At 65.5% G+C, this 24240-nt stretch carries 24 protein-coding genes, 1 tRNA gene and 2 pseudogenes; 12 read left to right on the top strand and 15 right to left on the bottom strand.

All coding sequences use genetic code 11. The annotated features are described in order from the left end of the window. Nucleotides 1–3 precede the first annotated feature (3 nt). Together rpl3p and P1K88_RS14755 are read right to left on the bottom strand one after the other, a co-directional pair. Complete coding sequence (gene rpl3p / locus P1K88_RS14760; RefSeq protein WP_276410988.1) at nt 4–1020, bottom strand: 50S ribosomal protein L3; 1017 nt, start codon at nt 1018–1020, stop codon at nt 4–6. Nucleotides 1021–1024: 4 nt separating this feature from the next. Next, a complete protein-coding gene (locus tag P1K88_RS14755) occupies nt 1025–1870 on the bottom strand; it encodes an RNA methyltransferase (RefSeq protein ID WP_276410987.1) in 846 nt (281 codons plus the stop codon). A 300-nt stretch (nt 1871–2170) separates the two neighbouring features. On the opposite strand from P1K88_RS14755, the gene P1K88_RS14750 reads away from it, so the two are divergent. The 5 genes from P1K88_RS14750 (at nt 2171) to P1K88_RS14730 (ending at nt 4892) form a co-directional block, all read left to right on the top strand. Then, nucleotides 2171–2241 (top strand) — tRNA-Gly (locus P1K88_RS14750). Between the two features lie 240 nt (nt 2242–2481). Beyond that, a complete protein-coding gene (locus P1K88_RS14745; RefSeq protein ID WP_276410986.1) occupies nt 2482–2853 on the top strand; it encodes a hypothetical protein in 372 nt (123 codons plus the stop codon). Between the two features lie 81 nt (nt 2854–2934). Next, complete coding sequence (locus P1K88_RS14740; protein ID WP_276410985.1) at nt 2935–3255, top strand: MTH1187 family thiamine-binding protein; 321 nt, start codon at nt 2935–2937, stop codon at nt 3253–3255. 219 nt (nt 3256–3474) lie between these two features. Next, nucleotides 3475–4407 carry a methenyltetrahydromethanopterin cyclohydrolase gene (mch, locus tag P1K88_RS14735; protein ID WP_276410984.1) on the top strand — a complete coding sequence of 311 codons (933 nt, stop codon included), beginning with the start codon at nt 3475–3477 and terminating at the stop codon, nt 4405–4407. Nucleotides 4408–4409: 2 nt separating this feature from the next. Next, a complete protein-coding gene (locus tag P1K88_RS14730) occupies nt 4410–4892 on the top strand; it encodes a double winged helix-containing putative transcriptional regulator (RefSeq protein ID WP_276410983.1) in 483 nt (160 codons plus the stop codon). Here the strand turns inward: P1K88_RS14730 and P1K88_RS14725 are convergent. The 4 genes from P1K88_RS14725 to P1K88_RS14710 all read right to left on the bottom strand — a co-directional run bounded on the left by P1K88_RS14725 (nt 4886) and on the right by P1K88_RS14710 (nt 8690). Then, on the bottom strand, nt 4886–5500 hold the full coding sequence (locus P1K88_RS14725; RefSeq protein WP_276410982.1) for an NAD(P)-dependent oxidoreductase: 615 nt from the start codon (nt 5498–5500) through the stop codon (nt 4886–4888). The two genes, P1K88_RS14730 and P1K88_RS14725, sit on opposite strands and share 7 nt — an antisense overlap. Before the next feature lie 56 nt (nt 5501–5556). Further along, a complete protein-coding gene (locus P1K88_RS14720; RefSeq protein ID WP_276410981.1) occupies nt 5557–7191 on the bottom strand; it encodes a GTPBP1 family GTP-binding protein in 1635 nt (544 codons plus the stop codon). Between the two features lie 217 nt (nt 7192–7408). Beyond that, complete coding sequence (locus P1K88_RS14715) at nt 7409–8098, bottom strand: phosphoglycolate phosphatase (protein ID WP_276410980.1); 690 nt, start codon at nt 8096–8098, stop codon at nt 7409–7411. Nucleotides 8099–8135: 37 nt separating this feature from the next. Continuing rightward, nucleotides 8136–8690 (bottom strand): J domain-containing protein, encoded by a 555-nt coding sequence (locus tag P1K88_RS14710; protein ID WP_276410979.1) that lies wholly within the window; start codon nt 8688–8690, stop codon nt 8136–8138. An 86-nt stretch (nt 8691–8776) separates the two neighbouring features. Here P1K88_RS14710 and P1K88_RS14705 point away from each other — a divergent pair, with 86 nt between their 5' ends. Then, on the top strand, nt 8777–8983 hold the full coding sequence (locus P1K88_RS14705; protein WP_276410978.1) for a hypothetical protein: 207 nt from the start codon (nt 8777–8779) through the stop codon (nt 8981–8983). Here P1K88_RS14705 and pyrF read toward each other — a convergent pair whose 3' ends face one another. Continuing rightward, complete coding sequence (gene pyrF / locus P1K88_RS14700) at nt 8984–9796, bottom strand: orotidine-5'-phosphate decarboxylase (RefSeq protein ID WP_276410977.1); 813 nt, start codon at nt 9794–9796, stop codon at nt 8984–8986. Between the two features lie 109 nt (nt 9797–9905). Here pyrF and P1K88_RS14695 point away from each other — a divergent pair, with 109 nt between their 5' ends. Continuing rightward, nucleotides 9906–10385, top strand: a complete 480-nt coding sequence (locus tag P1K88_RS14695) for a hypothetical protein (RefSeq protein ID WP_276410976.1) — start codon at nt 9906–9908, stop codon at nt 10383–10385. On the opposite strand, the gene P1K88_RS14690 is transcribed toward P1K88_RS14695, so the two are convergent. Further along, on the bottom strand, nt 10382–10738 hold the full coding sequence (locus tag P1K88_RS14690; protein WP_276410975.1) for a DUF7993 family protein: 357 nt from the start codon (nt 10736–10738) through the stop codon (nt 10382–10384). The genes P1K88_RS14695 and P1K88_RS14690 overlap by 4 nt on opposite strands. After that, nucleotides 10738–11178: a DUF2240 family protein gene (locus tag P1K88_RS14685; protein ID WP_276410974.1), complete on the bottom strand. Its 441-nt coding sequence runs from the start codon at nt 11176–11178 to the stop codon at nt 10738–10740. Before P1K88_RS14685 ends, P1K88_RS14690 begins: the two co-directional genes overlap by 1 nt. Before the next feature lie 100 nt (nt 11179–11278). On the opposite strand from P1K88_RS14685, the gene P1K88_RS14680 reads away from it, so the two are divergent. The 3 genes from P1K88_RS14680 (at nt 11279) to ppk1 (ending at nt 14960) form a co-directional block, all read left to right on the top strand. Next, entirely contained in the window at nt 11279–11647 is a 369-nt protein-coding gene (locus P1K88_RS14680; RefSeq protein ID WP_276410973.1) for a 30S ribosomal protein S8e, read from the top strand. A 177-nt stretch (nt 11648–11824) separates the two neighbouring features. After that, nucleotides 11825–12529, top strand: a complete 705-nt coding sequence (locus tag P1K88_RS14675) for a metallophosphoesterase family protein (protein ID WP_276410972.1) — start codon at nt 11825–11827, stop codon at nt 12527–12529. 1 nt (nt 12530) lies between these two features. Then, nucleotides 12531–14960: a polyphosphate kinase 1 gene (gene ppk1, locus P1K88_RS14670; RefSeq protein ID WP_276410971.1), complete on the top strand. Its 2430-nt coding sequence runs from the start codon at nt 12531–12533 to the stop codon at nt 14958–14960. A gap of 25 nt (nt 14961–14985) precedes the next feature. Here the strand turns inward: ppk1 and P1K88_RS14665 are convergent, their stop codons facing one another. From P1K88_RS14665 to P1K88_RS14650, 4 genes are all read right to left on the bottom strand, one after another. Beyond that, nucleotides 14986–15984, bottom strand: a complete 999-nt coding sequence (locus P1K88_RS14665; RefSeq protein WP_276410970.1) for a phosphate uptake regulator PhoU — start codon at nt 15982–15984, stop codon at nt 14986–14988. A 367-nt stretch (nt 15985–16351) separates the two neighbouring features. Then, nucleotides 16352–17200, bottom strand: a complete 849-nt coding sequence (locus tag P1K88_RS14660) for a TatD family hydrolase (protein ID WP_276410969.1) — start codon at nt 17198–17200, stop codon at nt 16352–16354. Between the two features lie 43 nt (nt 17201–17243). Beyond that, complete coding sequence (locus P1K88_RS14655) at nt 17244–17711, bottom strand: NYN domain-containing protein (RefSeq protein WP_276410968.1); 468 nt, start codon at nt 17709–17711, stop codon at nt 17244–17246. Between the two features lie 429 nt (nt 17712–18140). Beyond that, on the bottom strand, nt 18141–19508 hold the full coding sequence (locus P1K88_RS14650; protein ID WP_276410967.1) for an MEDS domain-containing protein: 1368 nt from the start codon (nt 19506–19508) through the stop codon (nt 18141–18143). A 228-nt stretch (nt 19509–19736) separates the two neighbouring features. Between P1K88_RS14650 and P1K88_RS14645 the strand changes: the two are divergent. Further along, nucleotides 19737–20942 (top strand): annotated as a pseudogene (locus tag P1K88_RS14645) (transposase); the annotation flags it as partial. Nucleotides 20943–21291: 349 nt separating this feature from the next. After that, nucleotides 21292–21540, top strand: a pseudogene (locus P1K88_RS14640) (site-specific integrase); the annotation flags it as partial. A gap of 56 nt (nt 21541–21596) precedes the next feature. On the opposite strand, the gene P1K88_RS14635 reads toward P1K88_RS14640, so the two are convergent. After that, nucleotides 21597–22250 (bottom strand): hypothetical protein, encoded by a 654-nt coding sequence (locus P1K88_RS14635; protein ID WP_276410966.1) that lies wholly within the window; start codon nt 22248–22250, stop codon nt 21597–21599. A 25-nt stretch (nt 22251–22275) separates the two neighbouring features. Continuing rightward, a complete protein-coding gene (locus P1K88_RS14630; protein ID WP_276410965.1) occupies nt 22276–24240 on the bottom strand; it encodes a heavy metal translocating P-type ATPase in 1965 nt (654 codons plus the stop codon).

The following is a 24240-nucleotide window of genomic DNA, read 5'->3' as shown; positions in this document are numbered from 1 at the left end:
GGGTTATCCCTGGTTCGACTCCGTAGAGACGTAGCGCACCTCGGGGTCGAGGCGCGGCTGGTCGTTCGGACGCACCGCGGGCCGGAGGCGCACCAGGCGCTTGTCCGGGCCGGGCACCGAACCCTTCACGAGCGTGTACGGCCCGTCGACCTCGCCGTAGTTGACGAAGCCACCGGCGACAGTGGCCTCGTCGCCCTCGCCGATGTCGACGAGGCGCTTGTTCAGCTCGGTGCGCTGGTGGTACCCCGTCTGCCCCTGCTGGGGGACCGTCGAGCGCACGCGGGATGGGTTCCACGGACCGAGGTTGCCGATCCGTCGGCGCCAGCCCTGGCGGGCGTGTTTGCCCTTCCGCTTCTGGACGCCCCATCGCTTGACGGGACCCTGCGTCCCCTTGCCCTTGGTGACGCCCGCGACGTCGGCGTACTCGCCGGCGCGGAAGACGTCGTTCATCGAGTGCTCGCCGCCTTCCGCGACGAGTTCGAGGGCGTGCTCGAGGCGGTCCTCGACGGACCCACCGCCGACGCGAGTCTCCATCACGTCGGGCTTCTTCTTCGGGACGCTCGGGACGGCGTCGGGGACGGTGTGAGTGATCACACGTACGTCTCCCAGATTACCGGCCGCGAGTGCGTCGCGGATCTGTTCCTCTGCAGCGTCCGGGTCGTGTTCCTCCGGCAGGTTCAGGGTCCGATCGAGGTCCGCGTGGAACTCGTCGGTCCAGACCTCCGTCAACGGACGCTTACCGTACGGCGTGTCTTCGTACGCACGCAGGGCGACGGCGCGCATCGGCGGCGTCTCGACGACCGTCACGGGGACGGTCTCCTCCATCCCCTCGCGGGGGGAGTCGGGTTCGTCGTTGACGAGCACGACGTGTGTCATGCCCGCCTTGTAGCCGGCGAACCCCTGGACGCCCGGCTGGCCGTCGTCAGAGGGCCAGCTGTTGAAGCGAGGCGTCTCGCTCGTCGAGCGCTTGCGCGGGCCAAAGCCCAGCGAGCCTTTGCGTGGTCTGCTTGGTTGTGGCATTCGTTTACTCCGTGAGGGTTAGACAGGCGAGGGAGGCGAACATCGCTTCTTCGGTTCGCACGACCTCGCTGCCCTGGTTCGGAACCGTATTCAGCCAGAGGTCGAACCCTGCGGGCTCGTCTCCTGTCTGGTCGCTTGCGACGGAGTCCGGGTCCACGTCGAGTATCGCCGGCAACCCGCGCTCGGGTGCGCCGAAGGCGACTGTCATACCGCCCTCGGAGTCACGTCGGGTGGCCACCTGGGCCAGTCGGCGCGTCGACACCGGCTCACCGTACCGCGATGACGCGATGGTGAGTCCGGCGTCGGCACGCGAGAGCGCCGTATCGAGGTCCGCGGCGTCTACGTCGTACCCGGGAACGGGTGCGTCGACGAGTTTCGCCCGGACCGGCCGTCGCGAAGAGACCCTGACGGTCACGCGCTCCCCCTCGCCCGCGTCCATACCGTCTGGAACGGGGAGGGAGATCGGGTGTTGCAGTCCGCAATTGACCCGAACGCGCCCATCAGCTCCGACCTCGGTCACGATTCCCTGTCTTAACGACCCCGAACCCTCGGATCCGGAGCCGGTCTGTGAACGCACGCGGAGCGGCGGCAGGACGCCGACGTACTCCAGTTCGTCCCGCTTATCCCACATCTCCTTTCGGAGGTGCGGGGGCGTCGCGGCGTACCGCAGCACGGTTTCGACGAACCCGTCTTCGAACTTTCCCTCGCCCGCTGGGTCGGGGAACACTGTCAGCCGATCCGCCCGGAAGACGGTGGCCGCGCGGGCCACGTATCCGAGCTTGCGAGTTGCCTCGCGTCGGTCCTCGGCTTCCCGTGTGAGGGAAGACGGCACGAGTACGCTGGTCGTCATGCCGTGACGCTTCCACGTCGCGCCACTAGACTGTGCCGATACGTCCCCCTTCCTGGCTTAAAAAGACCCCGCTTCACGCGCGCGGTGCGACGCGTTCACATGGGTCGTCAGGGTCCGCTGGGCGTGAATCGCTCACACGGGATTTGCCGCTTTCGAAACGTTGCGGACTGGATACGTACCACACGGTTGCAACCCGTTCTCACCCGGTGTGAATGCCCTCGTGTCCCACGATTCGCCCCGGAAAACGGAAGGCTTTTTACTATCACCCCCGCCAGATTTGAATGCAGAGAGGCGACGTGCGCGCTGGTAGTGTAGTGGTATCACGTGACCTTGCCATGGTCACAACCTGGGTTCAAATCCCAGCCAGCGCACTTCTACGACGAACCATTCCGACGAGCACCGCGTAGCGTGTGCTCGTCACTCGTGAGTCGCGAACTCGCACTAGGATTTGAATCACGGAAATCCGAACGGAGCGAGGATTTGCATCGGGTTCAAATCCCGGCCAGCGCACTTCTGTCGCTGCCACACCGCGAGCGACCGCACCGTAGGTAGGCGCCCGAAGGGTGCACAGCGGGCAGTATAAATCGTCGTTCGCCCTATAGATCCGGTAGATGACCCTCGCGATCGGTCACTTCGCGCTCGGCGCGACGCTGACCACGGTGCTCGTCGTCCTCCTCGGGGCCCGCGTTCCGTTCCCGCGGACGCTCGTCCTCCTTGGCGGCAGCATGGCGCTGCTCCCCGACCTCCAGCAGTTAGCGCCGCTCGCCGGCCCGACGCTCTCGGCCTTCCACGACTCGTGGGTCGCCGACCTGTTCTGGTTCCACCGGACCCTGGACGTCCTCGACCCGGGCGACTCGGCGCTGGTCGCCGGCACCTTCGTGGCGCTGTTCCTCGTGGTGACTGCCGTCTCGGAGTACCGAGACTACCGCCCGCCGGCCGCCGTCGCGGACGTCACCGACGGCGTCCGGGGTACTGACGACTGAGCCTCGTGGGAACCGACGCGGAAGAACGCTCTTGACTGTCGGCAGCCACCACTTTTGCCCGTTGGCCCGGTACGTCCCACCATGACCTGCATCGGGTTCCTCTCGGTCGCACCGGTCGTCGAGGAGAGCATGGCCCCCTACGTCGCCGACGCCGTCGAGGCGCTGGCGGATTTCGACGTCGAGTACGAGACGACGCCGATGGGGACGATCATCGAGGCCGACGACAGCGAGGAGCTCTTCGCGGCCGCCCACGCCGCCCACGAGGCGGTCGGCGTGCAGGCCGACCGGGTCGAGACGTTCCTGAAGATAGACGACAAGCGCGGCGTCGATCAGCGGGCCAGCGAGAAAGTCGACGCCGTGGCGGCGGAACTGGGCCGCGAGGCCCGGAGTTCGGGCGAGTAGTCCCGCACCGTGGGGTGGGTTCTCCGGTTCTGGCTCCCCACATAGCGGTAGCCATCTGACACCGTCGGCCCCGGTGCGCGTGCCCCACGATGACCGACTCCCACCGCCGATGCGCAACCTGCCGCCGAACGCCACACGAGCGACGACGAAGCCACGCAACCAGCTCGGGTGACTCCCGAGAAGCGAAGTTGTTTATCCGTCGCTCCCGACCCGGGCGACATGGACAGTCTCAACCGCATGGCCACGGAACTCGTCGACGAGGCCATCGACTTCGCGGACGAACTCACCATCGGGGTCCACGCGCTGGAGGGCGACGCGGCCGTCCTCGACTTCGGCGTCGAGGTGCCGGGGGCCGTCGAGGCCGGGATGTTGCTCACCGAGATCCAGACTGCCGGCCTGGCGACGGTCCAGACGACGATGGGCGGCGTCGCGGGCGCCCCGCTGACCCACGTCGAACTGTCGACCGACCACCCCGCGCTCGCGCTGCTGTGCTCGCAGAAGGGCGGGTGGGAACTCAGCGTCGGCGACTTCGAGGGCCTGGGAAGCGGACCGGCCCGCGCGCTCGTCGCCGAGGAGGACGTCTTTCAGCGCGTCGGCTACCGCGAGTCGGCGGATTTCGCCGTCCTCGCCCTCGAGACCGACCGGTTGCCCGACGGCGACGTCGCCGCACAGGTCGCCGAGCGGACCGGCGTGCCGGAGACGAGCGTCTTCCTCCCGGCGTTCTCGACGGCGAGTCTCACCGGGAGCGTCGTCGCGGCCGCGCGGGCCGCCGAACTCGCCGTCTTCCGTCTCTCCGAGCTCGGTTTCGACCCCGTCTCCGTGCTGTCGGCCACCGCCCGTGTGCCGGTCGCACCGGTGGCCGGCGACGAGGCGACGGCGATGGCCCGGACCACCGACGCGCTGGCCTACGGCGCCGAGGTCCACCTGACCGTCGACGAGCCGTTCGACCGGTTCGACGAGGTGGCCTCCGTCGCGGCCGGCGAGTACGGCACCCCGCTTGAGGCCGTCTTCGAGGACGTCGACTGGGCCTTCGAGGACCTCCCCGTCGAGCTGTTCGCGCCCGCGCAGGTGACCGTCGACGTCGTCGGTGGCGACACCCACGTCGTCGGCGACACCAGCGAGGACGTGCTCGCGGAGAGCTTCGGCCTGTAACCGTGCGCTACAAGGTCGCCCCGCCGGCCCGGCCGCTCGACGCGCTGGCCGACGCTCGCGCGGCGATTCCGCTGGTGCCCGAACCCGAGGCCGACTGCTGTCGGGCGATCCAGGACGCAACCGACTGTGCCACCCGTGACGAGGCCCGCACGCTGCTTACCTTCCTCCAGGCGCTGGACCTCGTCGCCGAGGCCGAGCGTGGCTACTACCGCACGCAACACTCGCTCGACCGCGAGCAGGTGGGGACGGCGTTCCGACAGCGGGTCTTCCTGGTCGAGGAACTGGTCGCGGCACTCGGAGACGGTCCGCTGGACGTCGACGACGCGTTCGCGGCGGTCAGCGAGGCGATTCCGCCCTGGGAGCGCAACCGGCACGCCGACTGGACGGCGGTCTGGCGCGGACGGGTCGAGCATCTGCTCGAGTGGGGGGCCACGTTCGGGGTCCTGACCGCCGGCGGCGAGGGCTACGCGCTCGCCGCTCAGTAGGCGATGCCGACCCGCTCGCCGACGTGGTCGTCCGCGAGCAGTTCCTCGTAGACGAAGGCGGCGATGTCGCCGACGCGTATCGACTGGCCGCCGTCCGGGAGGGAGTTCGTCGCCGTCCGGTAGTGGTTCGTCACCGCCCCGTCGGGCATCAGCGGCGGGCAGACCAGCGTCCAGTCGAGCGACGACGCGCGGACCACCTCGAACGCCCGGTAGTGGGCCTCCGCCAGCGGGCGCATCTCGTCGGGGAACTCCTGTGTCTCGAGTCTGAGGCGCGCCGGCGTGGCCTGGAGGATGCCGTCGGCGCCGACGGCGACCAGTCGGTCGACGGTCGCTCGCTCCATCGCCTGGACGACGTTCGCCAGCCCCTCGTCGACGACCGATACGTCGTCGTCCTCGCCGGGGCCCAGCGCGCTACAGACGGCGTCGTGACCCGGCACGGCCTCCATCACGGCCTCGGGGTCGAGGACGTCGCCGACGACGGTCGAGACGTCCGTGGGCACCGACCGGCGGTCCCTGACGAACGCGGTCACGTCGTGCCCCCCGGACCGGGCCCGCTTGAGGACCTCGCTCCCGACCCGGCCGGTTGCACCGAAGAGGAGAATGTGCATTGTGGCTACTCCCGTCAAGGCACGCGACAATAAAATAGCGGATACCTAACGAGGCGTCACTCCGCCGGCGAGACGTCGGTGACGGTGCCGACGCCCTTCGAACGGCCCTCCCGGAAGACGAACTTCTGTCCCGCCTCGACGAGGTACGACCGGAACTTGAACCGGACGCGAGTGCGCCCGGCGTCGCCGGGGAGCAACTGTCCGTCGTCTGGACTGAAGACGGCCGCCTCGCTCACCGTCTCGAGGTGGACGACCGGTTCGTATCCCTCGCCGATGCGGGTCGGGTGGTTCAAAACCATGACCTCGGCTTCGAACTCTCGGACGGGCGTCGGGTCGGCGTCACGTGGCAGCAGCGCCATCCCGCGCTCGATGTCGGCCTCGCGGACGCCCTTGAGCGCGATGCCGACGATGCGACCGGCGCGGGCCTCGTCGACGCGGTGGTAGTGCATCTCGATGGAGCGCACCTCAACCGGGCGGAAGGCCCCGTCCTGCATCGGGCCCAGCAGGAGCTCGTCGCCGGCCTCGACCTCGCCGGACTTGATCGTTCCCGAGGCCACCGCGCCCACGCCCTGGACGTTGTAGGTCCGGTCGACGTACATCCGGAACTCGCCGTCCTCGCCGGCGGTCTTCGGGAGCGACTCGAACATCGCGTCCAGGTCGCGAAAGCCCGCCTGGGTCACCGCGCTGGTCTTCAGCACCGGGACGACCGTCTCGGATATCTCCTCGATGGCCGTCTCGACGCCGTGGCGCTCGACGCGCAGCGGCGTCTTGCCGACCTCGCGCAGCGCGCTCTCGACCTCCCGTTCGACCGCTTCGACCCGGTCGTCGGAGACGAGGTCGACCTTCGTGAGCGCGACGATCGTCGGCAGGTCCGTCGCCAGCAGGATGCCCAGGTGCTCGCGGGTCGTCGCGGTCACCCCGTCGTCGACGGCGACGGTCAGCAGGCCGTAGTCCAGCTTCTGCCCGACCAGCCCGCGGATGGTGGTCCGGAGCCACGGCTCGTGACCGACGGTGTCGACGAACGACACCAGGCGGTCCGACTCCTCCACTACGCGTGCGCGGTCGGTCTTCCGGTGGGGGTTGTCCATCCTCACCGGGCCGTCCGCGTCGAAGCCGTAGACGCCGTAGGAGAGGTCCGCTGAGAGGCCACGTTCGACCTCGTGGGGCTGGACGTCGAGGAAGCTCCGCGTGTCGCCCTGGCCGTCGTCGGCCTCGCCGGTCACCAGCGACCCCACGAGCGTGGACTTGCCGTGGTCGACGTGGCCCGCCGTCCCGACGACGATGTGGTCGTCGTCGGTCAGGACCGACCCCTCGGTGATGGTGGCCACACCGACGATGCCCTCCGGGTCGTCCTCGTCGACCGCGGCGTCGGCGACGCCGTCGACGCCCCAGGTCTGGACCTCCTCGATGTGGGCGCCGGCCTCGTCGGCCAGCAGGCTGAGGACGTCCATCGACTCGGAGAAGGCCGCCGGCGAGATGCCGGCGATGCCGCCGTCGTCGGTGACGCCGACCACGTACGTCGCTTCCCCGTCCCCGGAGAGAATGCGGTGGCGCAGCTGGGCCGCGAGGGACTCAAGTCGCCCCTCCGACAGGTGGAGGTTCTCGGTGAGCCGTTCTTTGAACTCGACGCTGCCACCCTCCTGTTCGCCGCGCTGCAGGGCGCGGTTGAGGACGGCCCGGTCGGGGCTCATGTCCCTCCGTAGCGGAGGACGAGATAAAAGCTTTCCCCGGTTTCCGGGCCGCTACCGTCTATTGAGGTGTCTGGGTGACTCACTCTCTCACCCGACTCCCTGTGCGACTATGTATCCGTGATGCCGGGCCCACTCCGCCACGTGGACGCCCCCCGCCACGCGGGACTTAGCGGGAGTGCGACGCCACCCCGCGTGGGCCGCCACGCGGCATCGCCTTTCAGCCCCGATACGGCCCGACGGCCTCGAGGAATCCGTCTGCGTAAGCGGCGTCGGTCACGCGGTCGGCCCGTGACCGCGCCGCCTCGTCGGCGTTCGCGACGGCCACCGACTCGCCGGCAACGTCGAACAGCTCGGCGTCGTTCTCGGAGTCGCCCACCGCGAGGAACTCGGCCGGCGTCCGGTCCAGCTCCGCACAGACCGTCTCCAATCCACGGCCCTTGTCGACGCTCGGGTCGACGACGTGGTAGGCGAACCCGGTATCGAGGACGCGCAGGCCCCGCCCGGTCGCGAACCGCTCGAGCGGCGCCAGCGGCTGGTCGATGTTCACGATCACTTCCGTCTCGCGCCAGCGGTTCGCGAGGTCCACGCGGCCAAAGCCGAGGTCGTGGCCCGCCTCGCGGTAGGCGTCGGTGACCGCGAGCGCAGCGTCCCTGTCGCCCTCCAGCGTGAGCGTGTCCGTCGCCTCGACGAACACCACGCCCCCGTTCTCGGCGACGATGGTCCGTTCGACGCCGAGGAACTCACAGAGAGCGACGGAAAAGGGCATGGCCTTCCCCGTCGCGACGACGACGCGATCCGGCCACGACCGCAGGACCGGGAACACGCGCGGGTCGATGGCGCGGTGGCTGTCTGTCAGCGTTCCGTCGATGTCGACGACCAGCGGCGGGACGTCGCTGTGGGCGGCCATACGCCCCCTTGCGAGTCCGGTGGTTTCCCCGTTGCGGTCAGTCGTCGGTCAGCGTCTCGTAGGCCGCCTTCACCCGCTTGAACTCCGACTCGCTGCCGGCCTCGGTGTCCGGGTGGACCTCCTTGACCTTCTCGCGGTAGGCCTGCTTGACCGCTCGCTGGTCGGCACTCGGGTCCAGTCCCAGTCGTCGGTACGCCTCTGCGGTCGACAGCCCACGTGACTGCTGGACGCGCTGGCGGCGCTGGCCCTGCTGGCGGGTTCGCGTCCTCCGCTGTCGGCGCTGCTGTCGTGCGCCCCGCGCCCGTTCCCGGGCCGTCGCACCCTGGCCGTCGCGCGGCGGTCGCCACGCCTCACGCGGGCCGGCGCCGAACCCCCCGCGTCCGTTCCCGGTGGCTGCCCGGCGCTCGACGCGCTCGTAGACGCTCGCGGCCATCTTCCCGCTGAGGTGGTAGTACATGAAGTACGTCGAGGCCGCGAACATCGCCGCGAGAAAGAGCACGGCCGGGTTCGCGAACAGGCCCACGGCTGTGAGTGCGACCGTCAGCACTGCGAACACCGCCGCCACGCCCGTGATGAGCCGCTCGTACTGCACGAACCAGCCTTCGGCCCACAGAAATGTAAGCGTCTCGCCTGTCAGCGGGCCAAGCGTTCAAGGCGCTGGGCGTGGTACGAGATGGCATGAGCGTCGCGGGACTCTGTGCGGTCTGTAACGCACCGGACGTAGAACACACCTGCGACCGGTGTGGGAGCCTGGTCTGTGACGAGCACTGGGACGCCGAGACGGGCCTGTGCGTCGAGTGCGCGGCGGAGGTCGGCCGGTCGCGGGGCCGCGGGGACCCCGAGTCGACCGACCGGCCGGACGGCGTCGACACCTACCGGTTCTGACTACCGGAACTGGTTGAGCCGTCGCTTGAGCTGTTTTGCCGACTGGCCGGCGGCGTCGAAGAAGTCGCCACGGGCGTCCTCGCCGGCGAAGATGATGCCTCGCGAGGAGTTGACCAGCCCGACGCCGTCGGCCAGGCCGTGTTCGACGGCGGCCTCGGCGTCGCCGCCCTGGGCGCCGATCCCGGGGACGAGGAACGGGATGTCCGGCACCAGTTCGCGGATGGACTCGAGTTCGTCCGGGTTGGTCGCGCCGACGACGAGCCCCACGTTGCCGTTCTCGTTCCAGAGGTCGGCGAGGTGGACCACCCGTTCGTACAGCGGTTCGCCGGTGGCCAGTTCGAGGTCCTGGAGGTCCGCGCCACCGGGGTTGGAGGTCCGGCCGAGAACGAACACGCCCCTGTCGGCCCGTTTGAGGAACGGCTCGAGCGAGTCGCGCCCGAGGAACGGGTTGACAGTGATGGCGTCGGCCGCCGGCCCGTCCTCGTCGTCGAGCATCCGGGCGTACTGGCGGGCGGTGTTGCCGATGTCGCCCCGCTTCGCGTCGAGCAACACGGGCACGTCCCGCCCGTGGGCGTACGCGATGGTCTCCTCGAGCGCCCGCCAGCCGTCGGCGTCCTCGTAGAACGCCGCGTTCGGTTTGTAACAGGCGGCGTGTTCGTGGGTCGCATCGATGATACGGCGGTTGAACTGCCAGCGCGGGAGGTCGGCGTCGCGGACGGCCTCGGGCAACCGGTCCGGGTCGGGGTCGAGACCCACCGAGACGACGCTGTCGGCGGCAGAGATACGGTCTGCGAGTCGGTCGAAGAAGTGCATGGGTAGCGCGGCGAGTGGCAGCGACACAAGCGTTTCCCTCTCCACCCTACGATATCATATATGATAACTGGAGCGGCGGCTATTAACCACTCCCTCGGAAAGACGGGCTATGGACCGTTCACTGAACGTCGGACACGTAGCCGAGACGCTCCCGGATCTCGGCCGGTTACTGGACGACCCCCGACTCCGTCCCCTGGGACTCGCCGGGGGGATGACACTGCTCGGTATCGGCGCGCTGCTCTCGCTCGTGCCACCGGCGCTCTCGTTCGCGTTCTGGGCCAACGCCGTCGCGGCGACGCTCGTGTTCCTGGGCGTGCCGCTGTTCTGCGTGGGACTGGCGGCCCCAGAACCGGAGAACCCGTACTTCCAGTTCGGGGTGGACCTCTCGCACCACCAGCGCCAGGCCGTCGCGACCGGTGGCCTGGCCATCACGTTCGCGCCCGTCGTCGTCATCGTCGGCATCCCGTTCGGCGTGTCGATGCCAGTTCTCGTGACGGCGGCGACGCTCGCGTTCGTGGGCGCGGCGCTCGTGCTCACGGGCTTTATCGCCTGGACGGCAGAGACAATCGCCGAACCGAACTCGGTCTAGCTCTCAAGGACGGCAGCAAGTTCGTCGACGAGTCGTTTGACCGCGGCCCCGCTGTGTGCGACCAGTACCGTTCCCCTCGCCGTCGACTCGACGGTGACGTCCTCTCGCTCGACTGCGAGCGACGGCGCCGCGGCGATAGTCAGTCGCGCCGTCGCGGGCGTGACGTGGACGGTTCCGACGCGCTCGTCGCGGTACTCGACGGCGTACGCGAACGCCCCGTCGGCGGTCGGTTCGACGTCAGGGTCCGCGTCGACGACCCGGACGTCGGCCAGGGGCCCCCGTTTTAGCCCCGTCAGCTCCGAGGCGAGCAACTGGCCGATGCGCCTGCCGTCGGTGACGCGGTCCCCGACCATCACAACCCCTCCCGGACCTCCGCGGCGACGGCCGTGACGTCGACGCCCTCGCTGCGGGCGTAGACGACCGCCGCGGCCTCCAGGGTCAGTCCGAGCTCGGACTGGAGGGCGTTTATCTCGGCGACCGCCGTCTGTTTCTCGACGCCGGTCTCCAGCACCGAGTCGAGGACGCGCTCGAACGTCGACCGCGACTGGAGTATCTCCTCGCCCGGCGCGAACCCGTCCGGCACGTCGACGCCCCCGGGGTCGAAGACGGCCACGAGGTCGTCGCCGTCGCGTTCGACCAGCCCCTCGCTGGCGGCGATGTCGACCAGCGTCTTGGCCTGGTCGGGCGAGAACCAGCTCCGGTCCAGCGAGAGCGCGACGACGAACTCGCTTTCGGCCATCCGTTCCGTGCCGCGCTGGCGGAACGGCGCGGCCACGGCCGTCTTGAGGCTCATCGTTGTGGGGAGCGGGCGGGCCGGGCCTAACGGTTACGGTTGTGGCCGCCGGCAGGTCGGCATCGAACGGTTCAAGTAGCCGCTGGAACATCCCTGGAGTATGAAAGACCAGGGACGCTCCCCTCGCAAGCGGACTGGCGGTCGTCGGCGACCGAACCACAAGAAGAAGAAACACGAGCTGGGCAAGGAGTCCACCGAGACCCAGGTCGGCGACCAGAAGCTGAAGGTCGTCGACTCCCGCGGCAACACCAGCAAGGTGCGTGCCGTCACCACGAACGTCGCGAGCGTCGCCGACGGCGCAGAGACGGTCGAAGCGACCATCGAGAACGTCGTCGAGAACCCCTCGAACCCCAACTACGCCCGCCGGAACATCATCACGAAGGGCGCGCTCGTCGAGACGTCCGAGGGCACGGCCCGCGTGACGTCCCGACCCGGCCAGGACGGCCAGGTCAACGCCGTCCTCGAGTAGACACGGCGCAGTCGGTCTTCTCCTGTCGGCGACCGCCGCCAGCGGCGGTGCCGCGCCGGATCGCCACCCAGCGGAATATAATCCTACTGTTCGATATATAGCGAACATATAAACTGCCTAAGTATGCCCAGTCCTAGTTCCCCCTACATACCCCGCTCGCGGGGCGGTGACCCACACATGGACGCTGGACCTACGCTCAATCCGACGGTCGATGCATCACACCGACGAATCGACGCGACGCAGTGGGAAAACATCTACGTGGTCGGGGACGTTCACGGGTGCCGTGACACCCTCGAGCGACTCCTCGGGCACCTCGACCCCCGCGAGGACGAACTGGTCGTCTTCGTCGGTGACCTCGTCCGCAAGGGCCCCGACAGCAAGGGCGTCGTCGACCTCGTCCGCGAGCGACCGAACCTCCTCAGCGTCCGCGGGAACAACGAACAAAAGCTCGTCGACGGGCGCAAGTCCATCGACGCGCTGACCGACGAGGACCTCGCTTTCATCGAGTCGATGCCGGTGGTCGTCTCGTGGGACGGCGCCATGGTCGCCCACGGCGGCGTCGACCACCGGAAACCGGTCGTCGAACACTCGCTGACGGAACTGCTGAACATGCGTTCGCTCGTCCCGGACGGGAGCTACGACCGGCCCTACTGGTTCGAGGAGCGCCGCGAGGGCCCCCGCGTCTTCTTCGGTCACACCGTCCTCGCCGAACCCCACGTCACCGACTACGCGGTCGGCCTGGACACCGGCTGTGTCTACGGCGGGCAACTGACCGCCTACGACACTGCTGCGCGGAAACTGATATCCGTCGACCCGCCGGAGACCTACGAGGAACGGTCGTCGGACAGCATCGTCGAGCCCCGACCCGTCCCGCTGCCATAGCATGGACAACGAGGAGTCGCAGCTTCCCGAACCCTACGACCCGGGAGACGTGTCGCTCGACGACCCGTCGCTGTATCTGAACCGCGAACTGAGCGAACTCGCCTACCAGCGCCGCGTCCTGCACGAGGCGCTGGACGACCGGAACCCGCTGCTCGAACGGGTCCGGTTCCTGGCCATCGTCACGCGGAACCTAGACGAGTTCGTGATGAAACGCATCGGTGGGCTAAAACAGCAGATAGAGGCCGGCGTGACCGAGGAGACGGCCGACGGTCGGACGCCGGTCGAGCAGTTCGAGGAGGTCCACGACACGCTGGCGCCGATGCTCGAACGGCAGACGGCGTGTTACGAGGCGACGATCCGGCCGGCACTTGCCGACGAGGGCATCTACGTCCTCGACTACGACGACCTGGACGCTGGCGAGCAATCCCGGGTACGTGACTACTTCGAGGAGTCGGTGTTGCCGACGCTGACGCCGCTCTCGTTCGACCCGGCACACCCGTTCCCGTTCATCTCCAACCGCTCGCTGTCGCTCGCCGTGCTGACCCGTCGACCAGACGCCGAGGACCCGACGTTCACGCGAGTGAAGATTCCGCCGAACCAGTCCCGGCTGGTCCAGATCGGCGACGACCACCGCTACGTGCTCCTAGAGGAGGTCATCAGGGCGAACCTCGACCTGCTGTTGCCCAACGTCGATATCATCGACACGGCGCTGTTTCGCCTCACGCGCAATGCGGAGGTCCGGCGCAACGAGGAGGTCGCCGAGGACCTCATCGACATGATCGAGGAGGTGCTCGAACAGCGCCGCTTTGCCACGGTCGTGCGCATGGAAATCGAGGCCGACACACACCCGCGGATTCGCGAGACGCTCCAGCGACAGCTCGAGCTCGAGGACCGCGAAATCTACCCGCTCACGGGACCGCTCGATTACCGCGAGTTCATGTCGCTGACCGACTTGGAGCGCCCGGACCTGAAACTCGAGCCGTGGACGCCACAGCCCCACCCGCGGCTCGAGCAGTCGAGCGGCGACCCCTTCGGTGACCACGAGGACGGTCCCCGGACCAGCGTCTTCGACGACATCGACGACGGCGACATCCTCCTGCACCACCCGTACCACGACTTCGGGCAGACCGTCCAGCGGTTCCTCTCGGCGGCGGCCGAAGACCCCGACGTACTCGCGGTCAAGGCCGCCATCTATCGGACCGCCAGCGACTCACAGGTCATCCAGTCACTCATCGACGCCGCCGAGAACGGGAAACAGGTCGCGGTGATGGTCGAGCTGAAGGCACGCTTCGACGAGCAGAACAACCTCGAGTGGGTCAGGCGACTCGAGGAGAACGGCATCCACGTCGCCTACGGCACCATCGGCCTGAAGACCCACACCAAGACGGCGCTCGTCGTCCGCGAGGAGGACGACGGCGTCAATCTCTATTCCCACGTGGGCACCGGAAACTACCACTCCGAGACGGCCAAAGGCTACGTCGACCTGGGCCTGCTGACCGAGGACCGCGACATCGGTCAGGACCTGGTGACGCTGTTTAACTCCTTTACCGGGCCGGGAATGGACGAGCAGTTCCGCAAACTGCTCATCGCGCCGGTGACCATGCGCCGGGAGTTCACCCGCTTCATCCGCCGCGAAGCGCAGCATGCCCTCGAAGGAAGGCGGGCCAGAATCGTCGTGAAGATAAACGGACTCGAGGACCCCGATATCGTCGAAGAACTGTACCGGGCGTCGATGGCCGGCGTGGACGTCGATCTTGTCGTGCGGGACATCTGTCGGTTGCGACCCGACCTCGAGGGCATCAGCGAGAACGTCGAGGTCCACTCGCTGGTCGGGCGGTTCCTCGAACACTCCCGTATCTATTACTTCGAGAACGGCGGCGACCCCGAGTACTACATCGGTAGCGCCGACTGGATGACGCGTAACCTGGACAGCCGCGTCGAGGCGGTGGCCCCGGTCGAGGACCGCGACATCCGCCGGCAGCTGAAGTTCAACCTCGAGCTCATCTTAGCGGACAACAGCAAGCGCTGGCTGATGGGCAGCGACGGTCGGTACCACCAGCAGACGCCCGACGAGGACGACCCCGTCGTCAACACGCAGGCGATTCTGATGCGGGAGGCGATGAAGGCCGACCGGAACGAGGACGTGGTCACGGGCGTCCCGAGCGACTACCCGGTCGACGGCGACCTGCTCGTTGCACCAGTCGACGACGGGGACGCCGGGGGTGCGGGCACGGCGGACGGGACGGGGACCGACGAACCAGCGGCCAACGGTGGCCGGACGGCGGAGGCTCCCCTCGAGCGGTTCGCCGAGCACTGGTACGTCCCCGACAGCGACACGTACGACTACGCGGTGCGGACACCGGACGGCGACCGAAGGTACCTGAAGACGAGCGACGGCGCGGCGGCGGCCCTGAAACGGTACTACGGCTGACCGCCGGGAAAGAGCGGGCGCCCGGTCAGGGACGCGGTGCGGCCTTCTGGAGGGCGCTCTCGGCGATGTTTCCCCCGTAGTCGGCGGTGCGCGACAGCGAGTCGACCACGAGGCCCAGTACCTGGGCGCTCTGTGGGTCGAACTCCCTGATCTCGCCGTCGACCTCGCGGGCGGTGTCGTCGACGTCGCGTATCTTCCCGCGGGCCTTGTTGGCAAGTTCGACGGCCTCGTCGGAGTCCTCGGCCAGGAGCGCGTCCATCGCCGTCTCGGGGACGGCAGTGGCCTCCTCTCGCAACTGGTCGAGCAGGTCTGCGGTGTCGCCGGATATCTCCCCGACGTCCAGCGCGAGGTTGGCGATCTTGGTCGCGTGGTCCGCGATGCGCTCGAGCTGGCGCGCGCTGGACTGGTAGTCGAACACCGTCTCGCGAGGGAAGCCGATCTCGTTGGCGGCGGTCGGGTTCCGGAGGACCGTCCGGAACACGCGCGAGACCATGTACCAGAGGCGGTCGACGTCCTCGTCGCGGTGGATGACGTCCTCCGCCAGATCGTCGTCGTCCTCGACGAGTGCCTCGACGGCGTCGTCGAGCATCGTCAGCGAGACCAGTCGCATCCGGGTGATGGCGTTGTGGACCGACAGCTCCGAGGAGTCGAGCAGGTCCTGGAGGACGATGTGGTCCGCCGTCTCCTCGATGACCTCCAGGCCGACCAGTCCCTGGGTGGCGTCACGGACCGTCCGGCGCTGTTCGGCCGTGATTCGCGGGGCTTCGAGCCTGATGACGTCGAAGCCGCTGACGTACATCGTCATCACGGCCCGCGTCAGCTCGTGGGCCTCGTCCATCCCGCCGACGTCGAGGGTCCCCTCGACGCGGTCGTTCTCGCGGCGCGGCGACAGCAACAGGAGATCTTCCTCGTCGTGGAACTCGACGACGCTCCCCGCGCTGACACCGTTCTCGGTCGCCCACTCCTTCGGGAGCGAGACGGTGTACGTCGATCCACCCGTGACCTGGACCTTGCGTGTCTCCATGTAAATCACTATCAGTCCCCTCTGATTATAAATCTGGCTAAAAATATATATGGATGGCCCGTTCGCCGGCGAGACAGCCCTCCTCGACGACCGCACAGTGCCACTCAGTGGACATCGATCCGCCTCCCGCTTCCCACCCCAGTACTGGCACGAACGCCGCAAAGACGTGCTATATCGTCGTTTTCGTGCCACACGTACTGTCCAGAGCCACGTGGCGTAACGTACCTTTATCCGTGTCAAAACCTCTCACTTTCGAGTATTTCAATCTATATAGTTTCTGGGGGCTGCGCCCGACCGATCTCACCGTCGAGTCACGCGCGCCTCGCTGTCGCACGGCTACGAACTGGGGGGTATCGCCCGACGGGGCTCAATTGCGCTCCAGGGTCGCCTCGGTGTCGATGCCGTAGACGTCCCGGGGCGTCTCGACGTGGGCCGTCCGGACTGCTCCCCCGTGGCCCGCCTCCAGCAGCCACCGGACCCGGCGGGGGACCGTCTTCGGGCCGAGCACCGCCCCCGGCCGGTCGGGGTCGTCGATGTAGTCCGTCTCCATCAGGAACGGGTCGCCTTCCTCGATGGCTATCTCGAGCTCGTCCTTGTCTGCGAGCACCGACTTCGTCGGGCCACGCAGACGACCGCCCGAGTAGTGCTTGACGACCTGTCGCCGGTCGAGCCCGGCCGCCTCGCCCCACTCGGCGACGGTCTCGAAGTCCTCGCCGCCCTCGGTGTGCAACTGGACGGCACAGCCCCGGTCGGCTGCGAGTTCGAACCCGTAGCGCATCACCTCGTTCGCGGCCTCCCAGACGGCCGCGTCCACGTCGTAGTGGGGCCGCCCGGTCTTGAGGGCCAGCGCCGTCCCGTCGGCGACGTACTCGGCGGCGACGTCCAGGCCCGCCTGCATGATGTCACGGGCCTCCTCGGGCTCGTAGCCCTCGTCGACGAGTTTCGAAATCAGCGCCGGGTGAACGCCCAGCACCGGCCAGGCCCGGCCCGGGAGCACGCCGGACGCCTCGCGGGTGACCGCGACGGTGAGGTCGAACCCCTCGCGGAACGTTCTCTCGTCAGTCGCCGTCTCGACGAGCATCCACGAGGGTTTGTTCAACACGAGCAGGTGGGTCCCGCCGTGCTCGGCGAACTCCGCGGCGGCTTCGACGCCCCGACCGTTGACGGGATCCAGGTGCAGGTGGTTGTCGAGCACCGGCGTGTCGTCGATCTCCATGTCCGACCCACCGGGAGCCACGGCAAAAGCCGTTCCCGTTTGGCTACTCGACGTCGCCCCGCAGCGAGAGCGCGTCGTGGGCGGCGTTCTGGAGCGCGTCCGAGCGCCCGTGCTCGCCGGGGGCCAGGGCGACGGTCGTGACGCCCTCCCTGGCGGCCACCTCCAGTACCGGTTTGAAGTCCGTGTCCCGCGAGGCGACGACGAGGACGTCGATGCGGTCGGCGACGACAGCCTCCGTCGCATCGACGGCCAGGCGCACGTCGACGTCGCCACTCGTCGTCACCACCTCGAAGCCCCGGGCCTCCGCGGCCTGGATGAGACCCGGCGAGGCGTTCTCGTCGACGTACAGACGCGTCGCCGCCAGCGACCCGTAGGACTCGCCGATCCGACGGATGTCGTCCAGGTCGACGTCGAACTCGCTGCGGAAGACGTTGGGCCCGTCGACGAACACGCCCGCCCGGTCTGGCCCGTCACCCCCGCGATCGCCCAGAAACCGGCGAAACAGGTTCATGAAATTCTCTCGCCGGTGGTCCGGTTTATCTCTGGCGCTTCGCCCCGGTCCGTGTGTGGACCACTCCGCGTTCCGTGATAAACCAGTATCCGCGATACGAAATCGTTCCGAAGCTGGATGAGCTCCTGGAATAGAGAAGCGCGATCTCGCTAAGGAGCTATCTGAAAATAGCTATCAGGCTATTTATGCAGAACACATCCGATGAAACATCTGCTCAGTAGAGTTGCTTATTGATTACAAGATTATCAACAGTACAAGCGAGTTTAATTTGACATTTTGGGACATATCGAGGGCAAACTGGAACAAGTATACCGAAGTCATTCGAGCCGGTTACAACGATTAGATTCTAGAACAGGAATCGACAGGGCGTGGAGTAGATAGGGTATTCGATCGGCAATAACTATGGGATACAAGCAGAAATTTGCTGTATTATTCAGTAAGTCGGCGTATCCGTAACTCGAACTGCGGATCTTCAGGCTGTTTGGTCGGGAAGCTCAGGCTCCCGTGGGCATTCTCGACAATCCACTTAATTAACCAGATACTGATATCGTCTCCGTGTTCTAATTCTGTCTCGTATTCCTGTTGAATCGCCTTCTGTTCCCGCTCTGGGATTACGACGCCCGGCGCGTGGAACGTCAATGTCGCAGTGTCCAAGCGCGGTGTCGAAATAGTGAGTGAGACAGTCGCTTGATCAGCATCCTGCAACCGGGCGAGGACCGTTAGTATCTCATTGACGGCAATATCGAAGTTTTCGTCGGCGAACACGTCGATATCGCAGGGCCCAGAAACAGTAATGTTTGCATCCGGATAGTCGATTTGTAGTTGGTCGATGGCTCGATCAATAACTGATCCAAGTTCTATTTGCTCGGTTCGACTCCGGCCAATCGTCTGTCGGATATACCGGGCCTTCTCCGATATTTCCACAATTTTTTCGCAATGTTGGATCGCGGAGTGGATCCGTTCTTGTTTTGGTTTTTTTATGTCAGCCGTCTCAGCGAGACTTTCTAGCGTTCCCGTGATTACTGTGAGATCATTGCTGATATTGTGCCGCAACACGCGATTGAGCACAGACAGCCGCTGATCACGCTGCTCAATATCTTGTCTAGCCTGTGCCAGGTCATACATCTGCTCAAGCATCAGTCCCGCATTCTGTTCCGGGTTTTCCGTTTCGGTATAGTCACTCGGTGGAATATAGTACGGGTTCTCGCAGATAGTGTTTTGATAGATGACCTGCTTGTGGGTCCAGAGTGCTTTTGCGATCGACTCCTCACTGAACCGCGTTAGGTCGTACTGACAGAGTGCGTGAACGGGGAGCGTTGGGCAGACCTCGTCGAAGTCCGATTCGAAGCTGACGATATGATCGAAGGACTGCTCAGTGTGGAAGCACCACGTGTTCTCACCCACTACGAACAGACCTTCATAGCCAGCCTCGACGCTGGCGGTACAGGCCTTTTGTAGCCGCGCAACCATTTGGTCGGGAGCAAACCCAGACTCCAAGTACACGTCTGAAGCGGTATCGATACACAAGTCCGAATCTTTGCGCCGCTCAGCCACGTCAATCCCATTGACGCTGAACGCTCGTCTGACCGTCTTGAGATTGTTCTCATCGGCCAAATAGAGGCACTGGTAGTTAGACTGGAGTCCGTAGTCAATAAATTCGGCGGCGAGAGTGAGTTGTGCCGTCGGGTTTTCGTAGAAGTACGCGAGATGCCGCGCTAGATCTGTTTCGTTGAGGGCCGCTCGGAAGTCATCTACTTTTGGAATAGTAGTCCGAGAGAGTGAATTGAGTTCTTGCACTCGGAGTTCTCCATGTTAGCACTATTACAAACCCAGTGATAAGATTGGTGGGTGTGATAGTTTAATAATTATCGAGTTCACACGAATATCGACTCCAATCTGCGGTACATACCTCGACTGTACTGACCACTGGTAATCCACTCCGACCGGCGATCTGGAATCTGACTATGCGCCCGGTTTGAATACGTAGTAGAGAGAGCAGACACGCTGTGAGAACGGTTCTATGACACTCTCATGCACGCCAACGACGGCGCACAGTCATTCACGGATGATACTACCCGACAGCGGACGCCGTCCGGTGACTCCCACCGTCTCCAGACGAAGACACTCGGTGTGACTCGCGTCCGGCGGATGCTCCGAGAGACTGCTCGCACGCTCGTCGCCCGCGCAAAGTCCAAGGACAAGATGGGCCGCGAGGTGACAGCAGCTATTGACATCACAAAGGGCCAGCCGTGGGACGGCGAGGTCAAGCGCGACCGCAGCGGGAACAATACCGACTCGTGGATACTCGGCTACAAAGGCGACGACGGGCCGTACTGCCAGTGGGCAGTCATCAAAATTGTCGGCCACGACGTTCCATTGATGCTCGACGCCGTACCAGTCCAGCGTGGCTGCAGTCGAGCAGACCTTGTTGACGATCTGCTTGAGGGTGCGACCGACATCGTGCCCGGTCTGGATTTCGTGATGATGGACCGTGAGTTCGCTCACGACAGCGTGAAGGACGCCTGTGAGAAACACGCGGTCTCGTATCTGAACCCTGGTATGGTCCGCTCCAGTAGTGACCATGAGAGTAATATTGCACGCATGGCGGCCGCTGACAAGGACTCCGACGTCGTTGTGCAGGAGCGACTCGACGATGGCCCGACGCGGAAGGCCGTCTATCTCCCTAAACGTGAGTGGGAACGGGAAGAAGAGAACGCCGATGGTCCGGACATAACAATTCGTCAGGAATTGCTTGAGGACTTCAGTGATGTTGGCGACACCAAACCCTTCTCGGAAGGTAGCGACAGTGACTCGCCATTAGGAAATTTGCTTGATGATATACGGGAAGAGGAAGACATCGAGGAACCGGACCGGGTCGGAGCACCGACAGTTCCGTTCGAGACGAATCTGGAGTTCGTAGAGACTGACCCACTGGACCAAGTGGGGATGAAACACCAGATCGGACGCCTGATGTCGAAGTACAAGCGTCGGTGGGGAATCGAGAACGGCTTCAAGAAACTGAAGACGTTTCTTGCGGAAACGAAGTCACCAGACCACCGCTATCGGTACTTCAACTTCGCGTTCGCCTGCGTACTGTACAACTGTTGGCGGCTCGTCGACATCCTGGTCCAGATGGAGATGGACGGTGAGGTTTCTGACGAACCTGCGATCACGACGAACTCGTTCCTAACACTGGCGAAGAAAAGCTACGGGCTTGACCCACCCGACTAATCTCGCTGTTCCACGGGCTTATTGATTCGTGAGCGGTGGCGCTGTCCTGAACGCGGCTATCATCGCTATTTTGTGACCGAAATTCGATAGGTTTCTCAGAAGCACACTCTTGGAGACTCGGTAAATATAATTACAGCACTTCTACGTGCGAAGCCTATTCATTATAGAGCCATATTCGGAGGATCCACAACCTCGGAGGATAGATTTGATGTGTGCCTTCGAATCAGTGAGAAATGAACTAGAAATAAGCCATAGTTGGCCTCTTGTACCCCGTCAATACCGACGGCACCGACGGGGTACTCCGATGGCTCACACGACAGCATAGATGTGTCCGCAGACGTTGCCGTAGATTACGACTGATGGGGCACGGTCAATCATCCAACGACTTTCAGAAGCTGCGAAGATCGATATCGACCATTGGAAACACGATTACCTTGCTCTATATGGCAGTTGACGCGGAATGGGCGAGATTCCTGTTTGAGTATTTGGGCTCGTGGTTGCAGCTCGATACTTGGACAACTCTGAGGAGACGGTTTGCGTGGGGTACTCTCATATCGATGTCGGCGAGTTAGATGATGGCGCTACCAAGGCACTCAAGGGCCCAACAGTATATCGTGGTAACTCTCATTACGAGTGTGAGGGGTACCGCCGCGTTCACACCCCTTCGACGGAGAACAGCGAGTCGTCTCTGAGGACGACCTGCACGCGGCGGTGCCAGGCGTCAGCGAAGGCCTCCCGTTGCTGGTCGCTTGCCGATCCGTCGAGAATCCCCTGGAGGTTCCCTATTGCGGGTCTACCGTCAGGAACGTCGCTGACGTGGTAGGTCACTTCGATGGTCTCGTCAGTGTCGGTTCGACGGAACCGGAACGTCGGCTCCGCCGTGTCCGGGTCGAACGCGTCGAAGACGAGGAGATCGCGGCGGCCGCCGTAGCCGCCGGCGAGTCCGCTGAATCCGTCGTCGTCGGTCGCGCCAGTCACGTACGAGATGATGCGGCTCATCACGCCGTACGCAGCATCGTCTTGCGGGCCGGCCGCCTGGACCTCGATTTCGCTCCGGATTGGATAGTCGTCGGGATACAGGGCGTCGAGTCCGAACTGGACGATCCGGTAGGCGCCCGAGGCAGTCGGACAGGAGTGTCCCGCCTCTTTCACAGCGTCTCTATAGGTGATGACGAACGGCCCGCCCGGTTCGAGGATGCCGAGGGCCTCCGCGACGGGGTCGCGGATTTCGATCGGATCGACGTCGTAGTCGACCTGCCAATTGGTTCTAGTCTGGGCCGTGTCAGTCGCAGTGGAATTCGATGTCATGAGTGGTGGTGGTAGTGTCTAGTGGTCAGTAGCGGAGCAGTCGCATCCCGTTGAGGATGACGAGGAGGACGCTGGCCTCGTGGACCAGCATCCCGGCAGCGAGGGTGACGTAGCTGGTGAGCACGCCCGCGAGGAGGACGGTCACGGTCAGCACCGCGAGACCGACGTTCTCGAGGACGTTCCAGCGCGTCGCCTTGCTGAGTTTGACCGCGTACGGGATGCGTTCGAGGTCGTCGGCCATCAACGCCATGTCAGCCGTCTCGATGGCGGTATCCGTTCCCGCAGCACCCATCGCGATGCCGACATCGGCGGTCGCCAGCGACGGCGCGTCGTTAATACCGTCGCCGACCATCGCGACGACGTGCCCGTCGGCCTGGTAGCCCTCGATGACCGTCTGTTTGTCCTCGGGGAGCAGTTCGGCGCGGTACTCGTCGATGCCGACCTCCTCGGCGACGGCGGCGGTCGTCCGCTTGTTGTCGCCGGTGAGCATCACCGTCTCGATGCCGGCGTCTTGGAGTGCCGCGACGACGCAAGGGGCAGACTCCCGGAGTTCGTCCCGCAGCGCGATTGCACCGATGATGTCCCCATCGCGGACGACGTGGACGACCGTCTCGCCGCGCCCCTCACGCTCGCGGACGTAGTCGGCGACCCGACTGGGGATGTCGATGTCGCGGTCGTCCAGCAGTGCGCGGTTGCCGACAACAACTTCCTGGCCATCGGCATGGGCGATGACGCCCTTGCCAGCGACCACGTCGAAGTCGCCCGGATCGGGAACCGACCTGCGCCCACCGTCCGTATCGTCCGCCTGGGCGACCGTCGTTCCGCCGTCCGTCGCAGCAGTCGGTCGCTCGCGGGCCGCGTCGACGATGGCATCGGCGAGGTGGTGTTCGCTCTTCTTCTCGGCGGTCGCCGCGAGCGAGAGGACCTCGTCATCAGCAACGCCGAACCCCTCGACGTCGGCGACGGTGGTCTCGCCCTTCGTGAGGGTACCGGTCTTGTCGAAGGCGACAAGGTCGATCTTGCCGGCGCGTTCCAGGTGTTCGCCGCCCTTCATCAGTACGCCAGACCGGGCGGCGTTCCCGATGGCGGAGACGATGCTGACCGGCGGCCCGATGACCAGCGCCCCGGGACAGCCGATGACCAGCAGCGTCAGCGACAGGATCGCGTTCTGCGTGACTGCATACGCGCCGATGGCCAGCACGATGACGGCTGGCGTGTAGTACTTCGCGAACCGGTCGATGAGGCTCTCCGTGGGCGACTGAGCCTCTTGAGCCTCCTCGACGCGACGGATGATCCGTTCGAGCGTCGTATCCGAGCCCGCACCCGTCGTTCGGATCTCCAGTGCGCCCTCCTGGTTGACCGTCCCGGCGTAGACCTCGTCGCCGTCGGCCTTGTGGACGGGCGCGCTCTCGCCGGTGACTGGTGCTTGGTTGACGGCGCTCACGGGTTCCCCGTTCGCTCGAGGGGTCTCCGACCCCTCGCTGCTCTCGCCGTCGACGACGTCACCGTCGACCGGAATCTTCCCGCCTGGCTTCACGATGACGACTTCACCCTCCTCGACCTCGCGGGCGGGGACCTCCTGGAGTTCCCCGTCGCGACGGACGGTCGCCGTCTCGGGGGTCATCTCCAGGAGCTTCTGGAGGGCTGTCCGGGTCTTGCGCATCGTTCGGCCTTCGAGGTAGCTGCCGAGGCTGAACAGGAAGACGACGGCGGCGGCTTCCCAGTACTCCCCGATGACGATGGCCCCGATTGCAGCCAGCGTCACCAGCGTCTTGATGCCGAGCGTCCGGTTGGTGACCTCGTGGTAGGCGGTCTTGGCGATGTCGTAGCCACCCACGGTCGTCGCCAGGACGAGGATGGCGGCGCTTGCCATTTCTAAACTTGTGAGGTAGCCGAGACTCCAGCCACCGCCGTAGAGGACGCCGCTCGTCGCCGTGACGATGGCCCTCCGGTGTTTCCGGTAGTACTGCATGACCGATTGTGTGTTCAT

The organism is Haloarcula halobia, from assembly GCF_029338255.1.
Classification (GTDB): Archaea; Halobacteriota; Halobacteria; order Halobacteriales; family Haloarculaceae; genus Haloarcula; species Haloarcula halobia.
Note: the sequence above shows the minus strand (reverse complement) of the source record. Positions and strands in the feature narration are given on the sequence as shown.

Coding starts and splice junctions, on each gene's coding strand:
- P1K88_RS14715 (WP_276410980.1), bottom strand. CDS start 8,098: ATGGCCGCCCACAGCGACGTCCCGCCGCTGGTCGTCGACATCGACGGA.
- P1K88_RS14695 (WP_276410976.1), top strand. CDS start 9,906: ATGGACCGTTCACTGAACGTCGGACACGTAGCCGAGACGCTCCCGGAT.
- ppk1 (WP_276410971.1), top strand. CDS start 12,531: ATGGACAACGAGGAGTCGCAGCTTCCCGAACCCTACGACCCGGGAGAC.
- P1K88_RS14665 (WP_276410970.1), bottom strand. CDS start 15,984: ATGGAGACACGCAAGGTCCAGGTCACGGGTGGATCGACGTACACCGTC.
- P1K88_RS14745 (WP_276410986.1), top strand. CDS start 2,482: ATGACCCTCGCGATCGGTCACTTCGCGCTCGGCGCGACGCTGACCACG.
- mch (WP_276410984.1), top strand. CDS start 3,475: ATGGACAGTCTCAACCGCATGGCCACGGAACTCGTCGACGAGGCCATC.
- P1K88_RS14655 (WP_276410968.1), bottom strand. CDS start 17,711: ATGAACCTGTTTCGCCGGTTTCTGGGCGATCGCGGGGGTGACGGGCCA.
- P1K88_RS14660 (WP_276410969.1), bottom strand. CDS start 17,200: ATGGAGATCGACGACACGCCGGTGCTCGACAACCACCTGCACCTGGAT.
- rpl3p (WP_276410988.1), bottom strand. CDS start 1,020: ATGCCACAACCAAGCAGACCACGCAAAGGCTCGCTGGGCTTTGGCCCG.
- P1K88_RS14635 (WP_276410966.1), bottom strand. CDS start 22,250: ATGACATCGAATTCCACTGCGACTGACACGGCCCAGACTAGAACCAAT.
- P1K88_RS14720 (WP_276410981.1), bottom strand. CDS start 7,191: ATGAGCCCCGACCGGGCCGTCCTCAACCGCGCCCTGCAGCGCGGCGAA.
- P1K88_RS14740 (WP_276410985.1), top strand. CDS start 2,935: ATGACCTGCATCGGGTTCCTCTCGGTCGCACCGGTCGTCGAGGAGAGC.
- P1K88_RS14755 (WP_276410987.1), bottom strand. CDS start 1,870: ATGACGACCAGCGTACTCGTGCCGTCTTCCCTCACACGGGAAGCCGAG.
- pyrF (WP_276410977.1), bottom strand. CDS start 9,796: ATGCACTTCTTCGACCGACTCGCAGACCGTATCTCTGCCGCCGACAGC.
- P1K88_RS14630 (WP_276410965.1), bottom strand. CDS start 24,240: ATGAACACACAATCGGTCATGCAGTACTACCGGAAACACCGGAGGGCC.
- P1K88_RS14675 (WP_276410972.1), top strand. CDS start 11,825: ATGGACGCTGGACCTACGCTCAATCCGACGGTCGATGCATCACACCGA.
- P1K88_RS14705 (WP_276410978.1), top strand. CDS start 8,777: ATGAGCGTCGCGGGACTCTGTGCGGTCTGTAACGCACCGGACGTAGAA.
- P1K88_RS14680 (WP_276410973.1), top strand. CDS start 11,279: ATGAAAGACCAGGGACGCTCCCCTCGCAAGCGGACTGGCGGTCGTCGG.
- P1K88_RS14690 (WP_276410975.1), bottom strand. CDS start 10,738: ATGGTCGGGGACCGCGTCACCGACGGCAGGCGCATCGGCCAGTTGCTC.
- P1K88_RS14725 (WP_276410982.1), bottom strand. CDS start 5,500: ATGCACATTCTCCTCTTCGGTGCAACCGGCCGGGTCGGGAGCGAGGTC.
- P1K88_RS14685 (WP_276410974.1), bottom strand. CDS start 11,178: ATGAGCCTCAAGACGGCCGTGGCCGCGCCGTTCCGCCAGCGCGGCACG.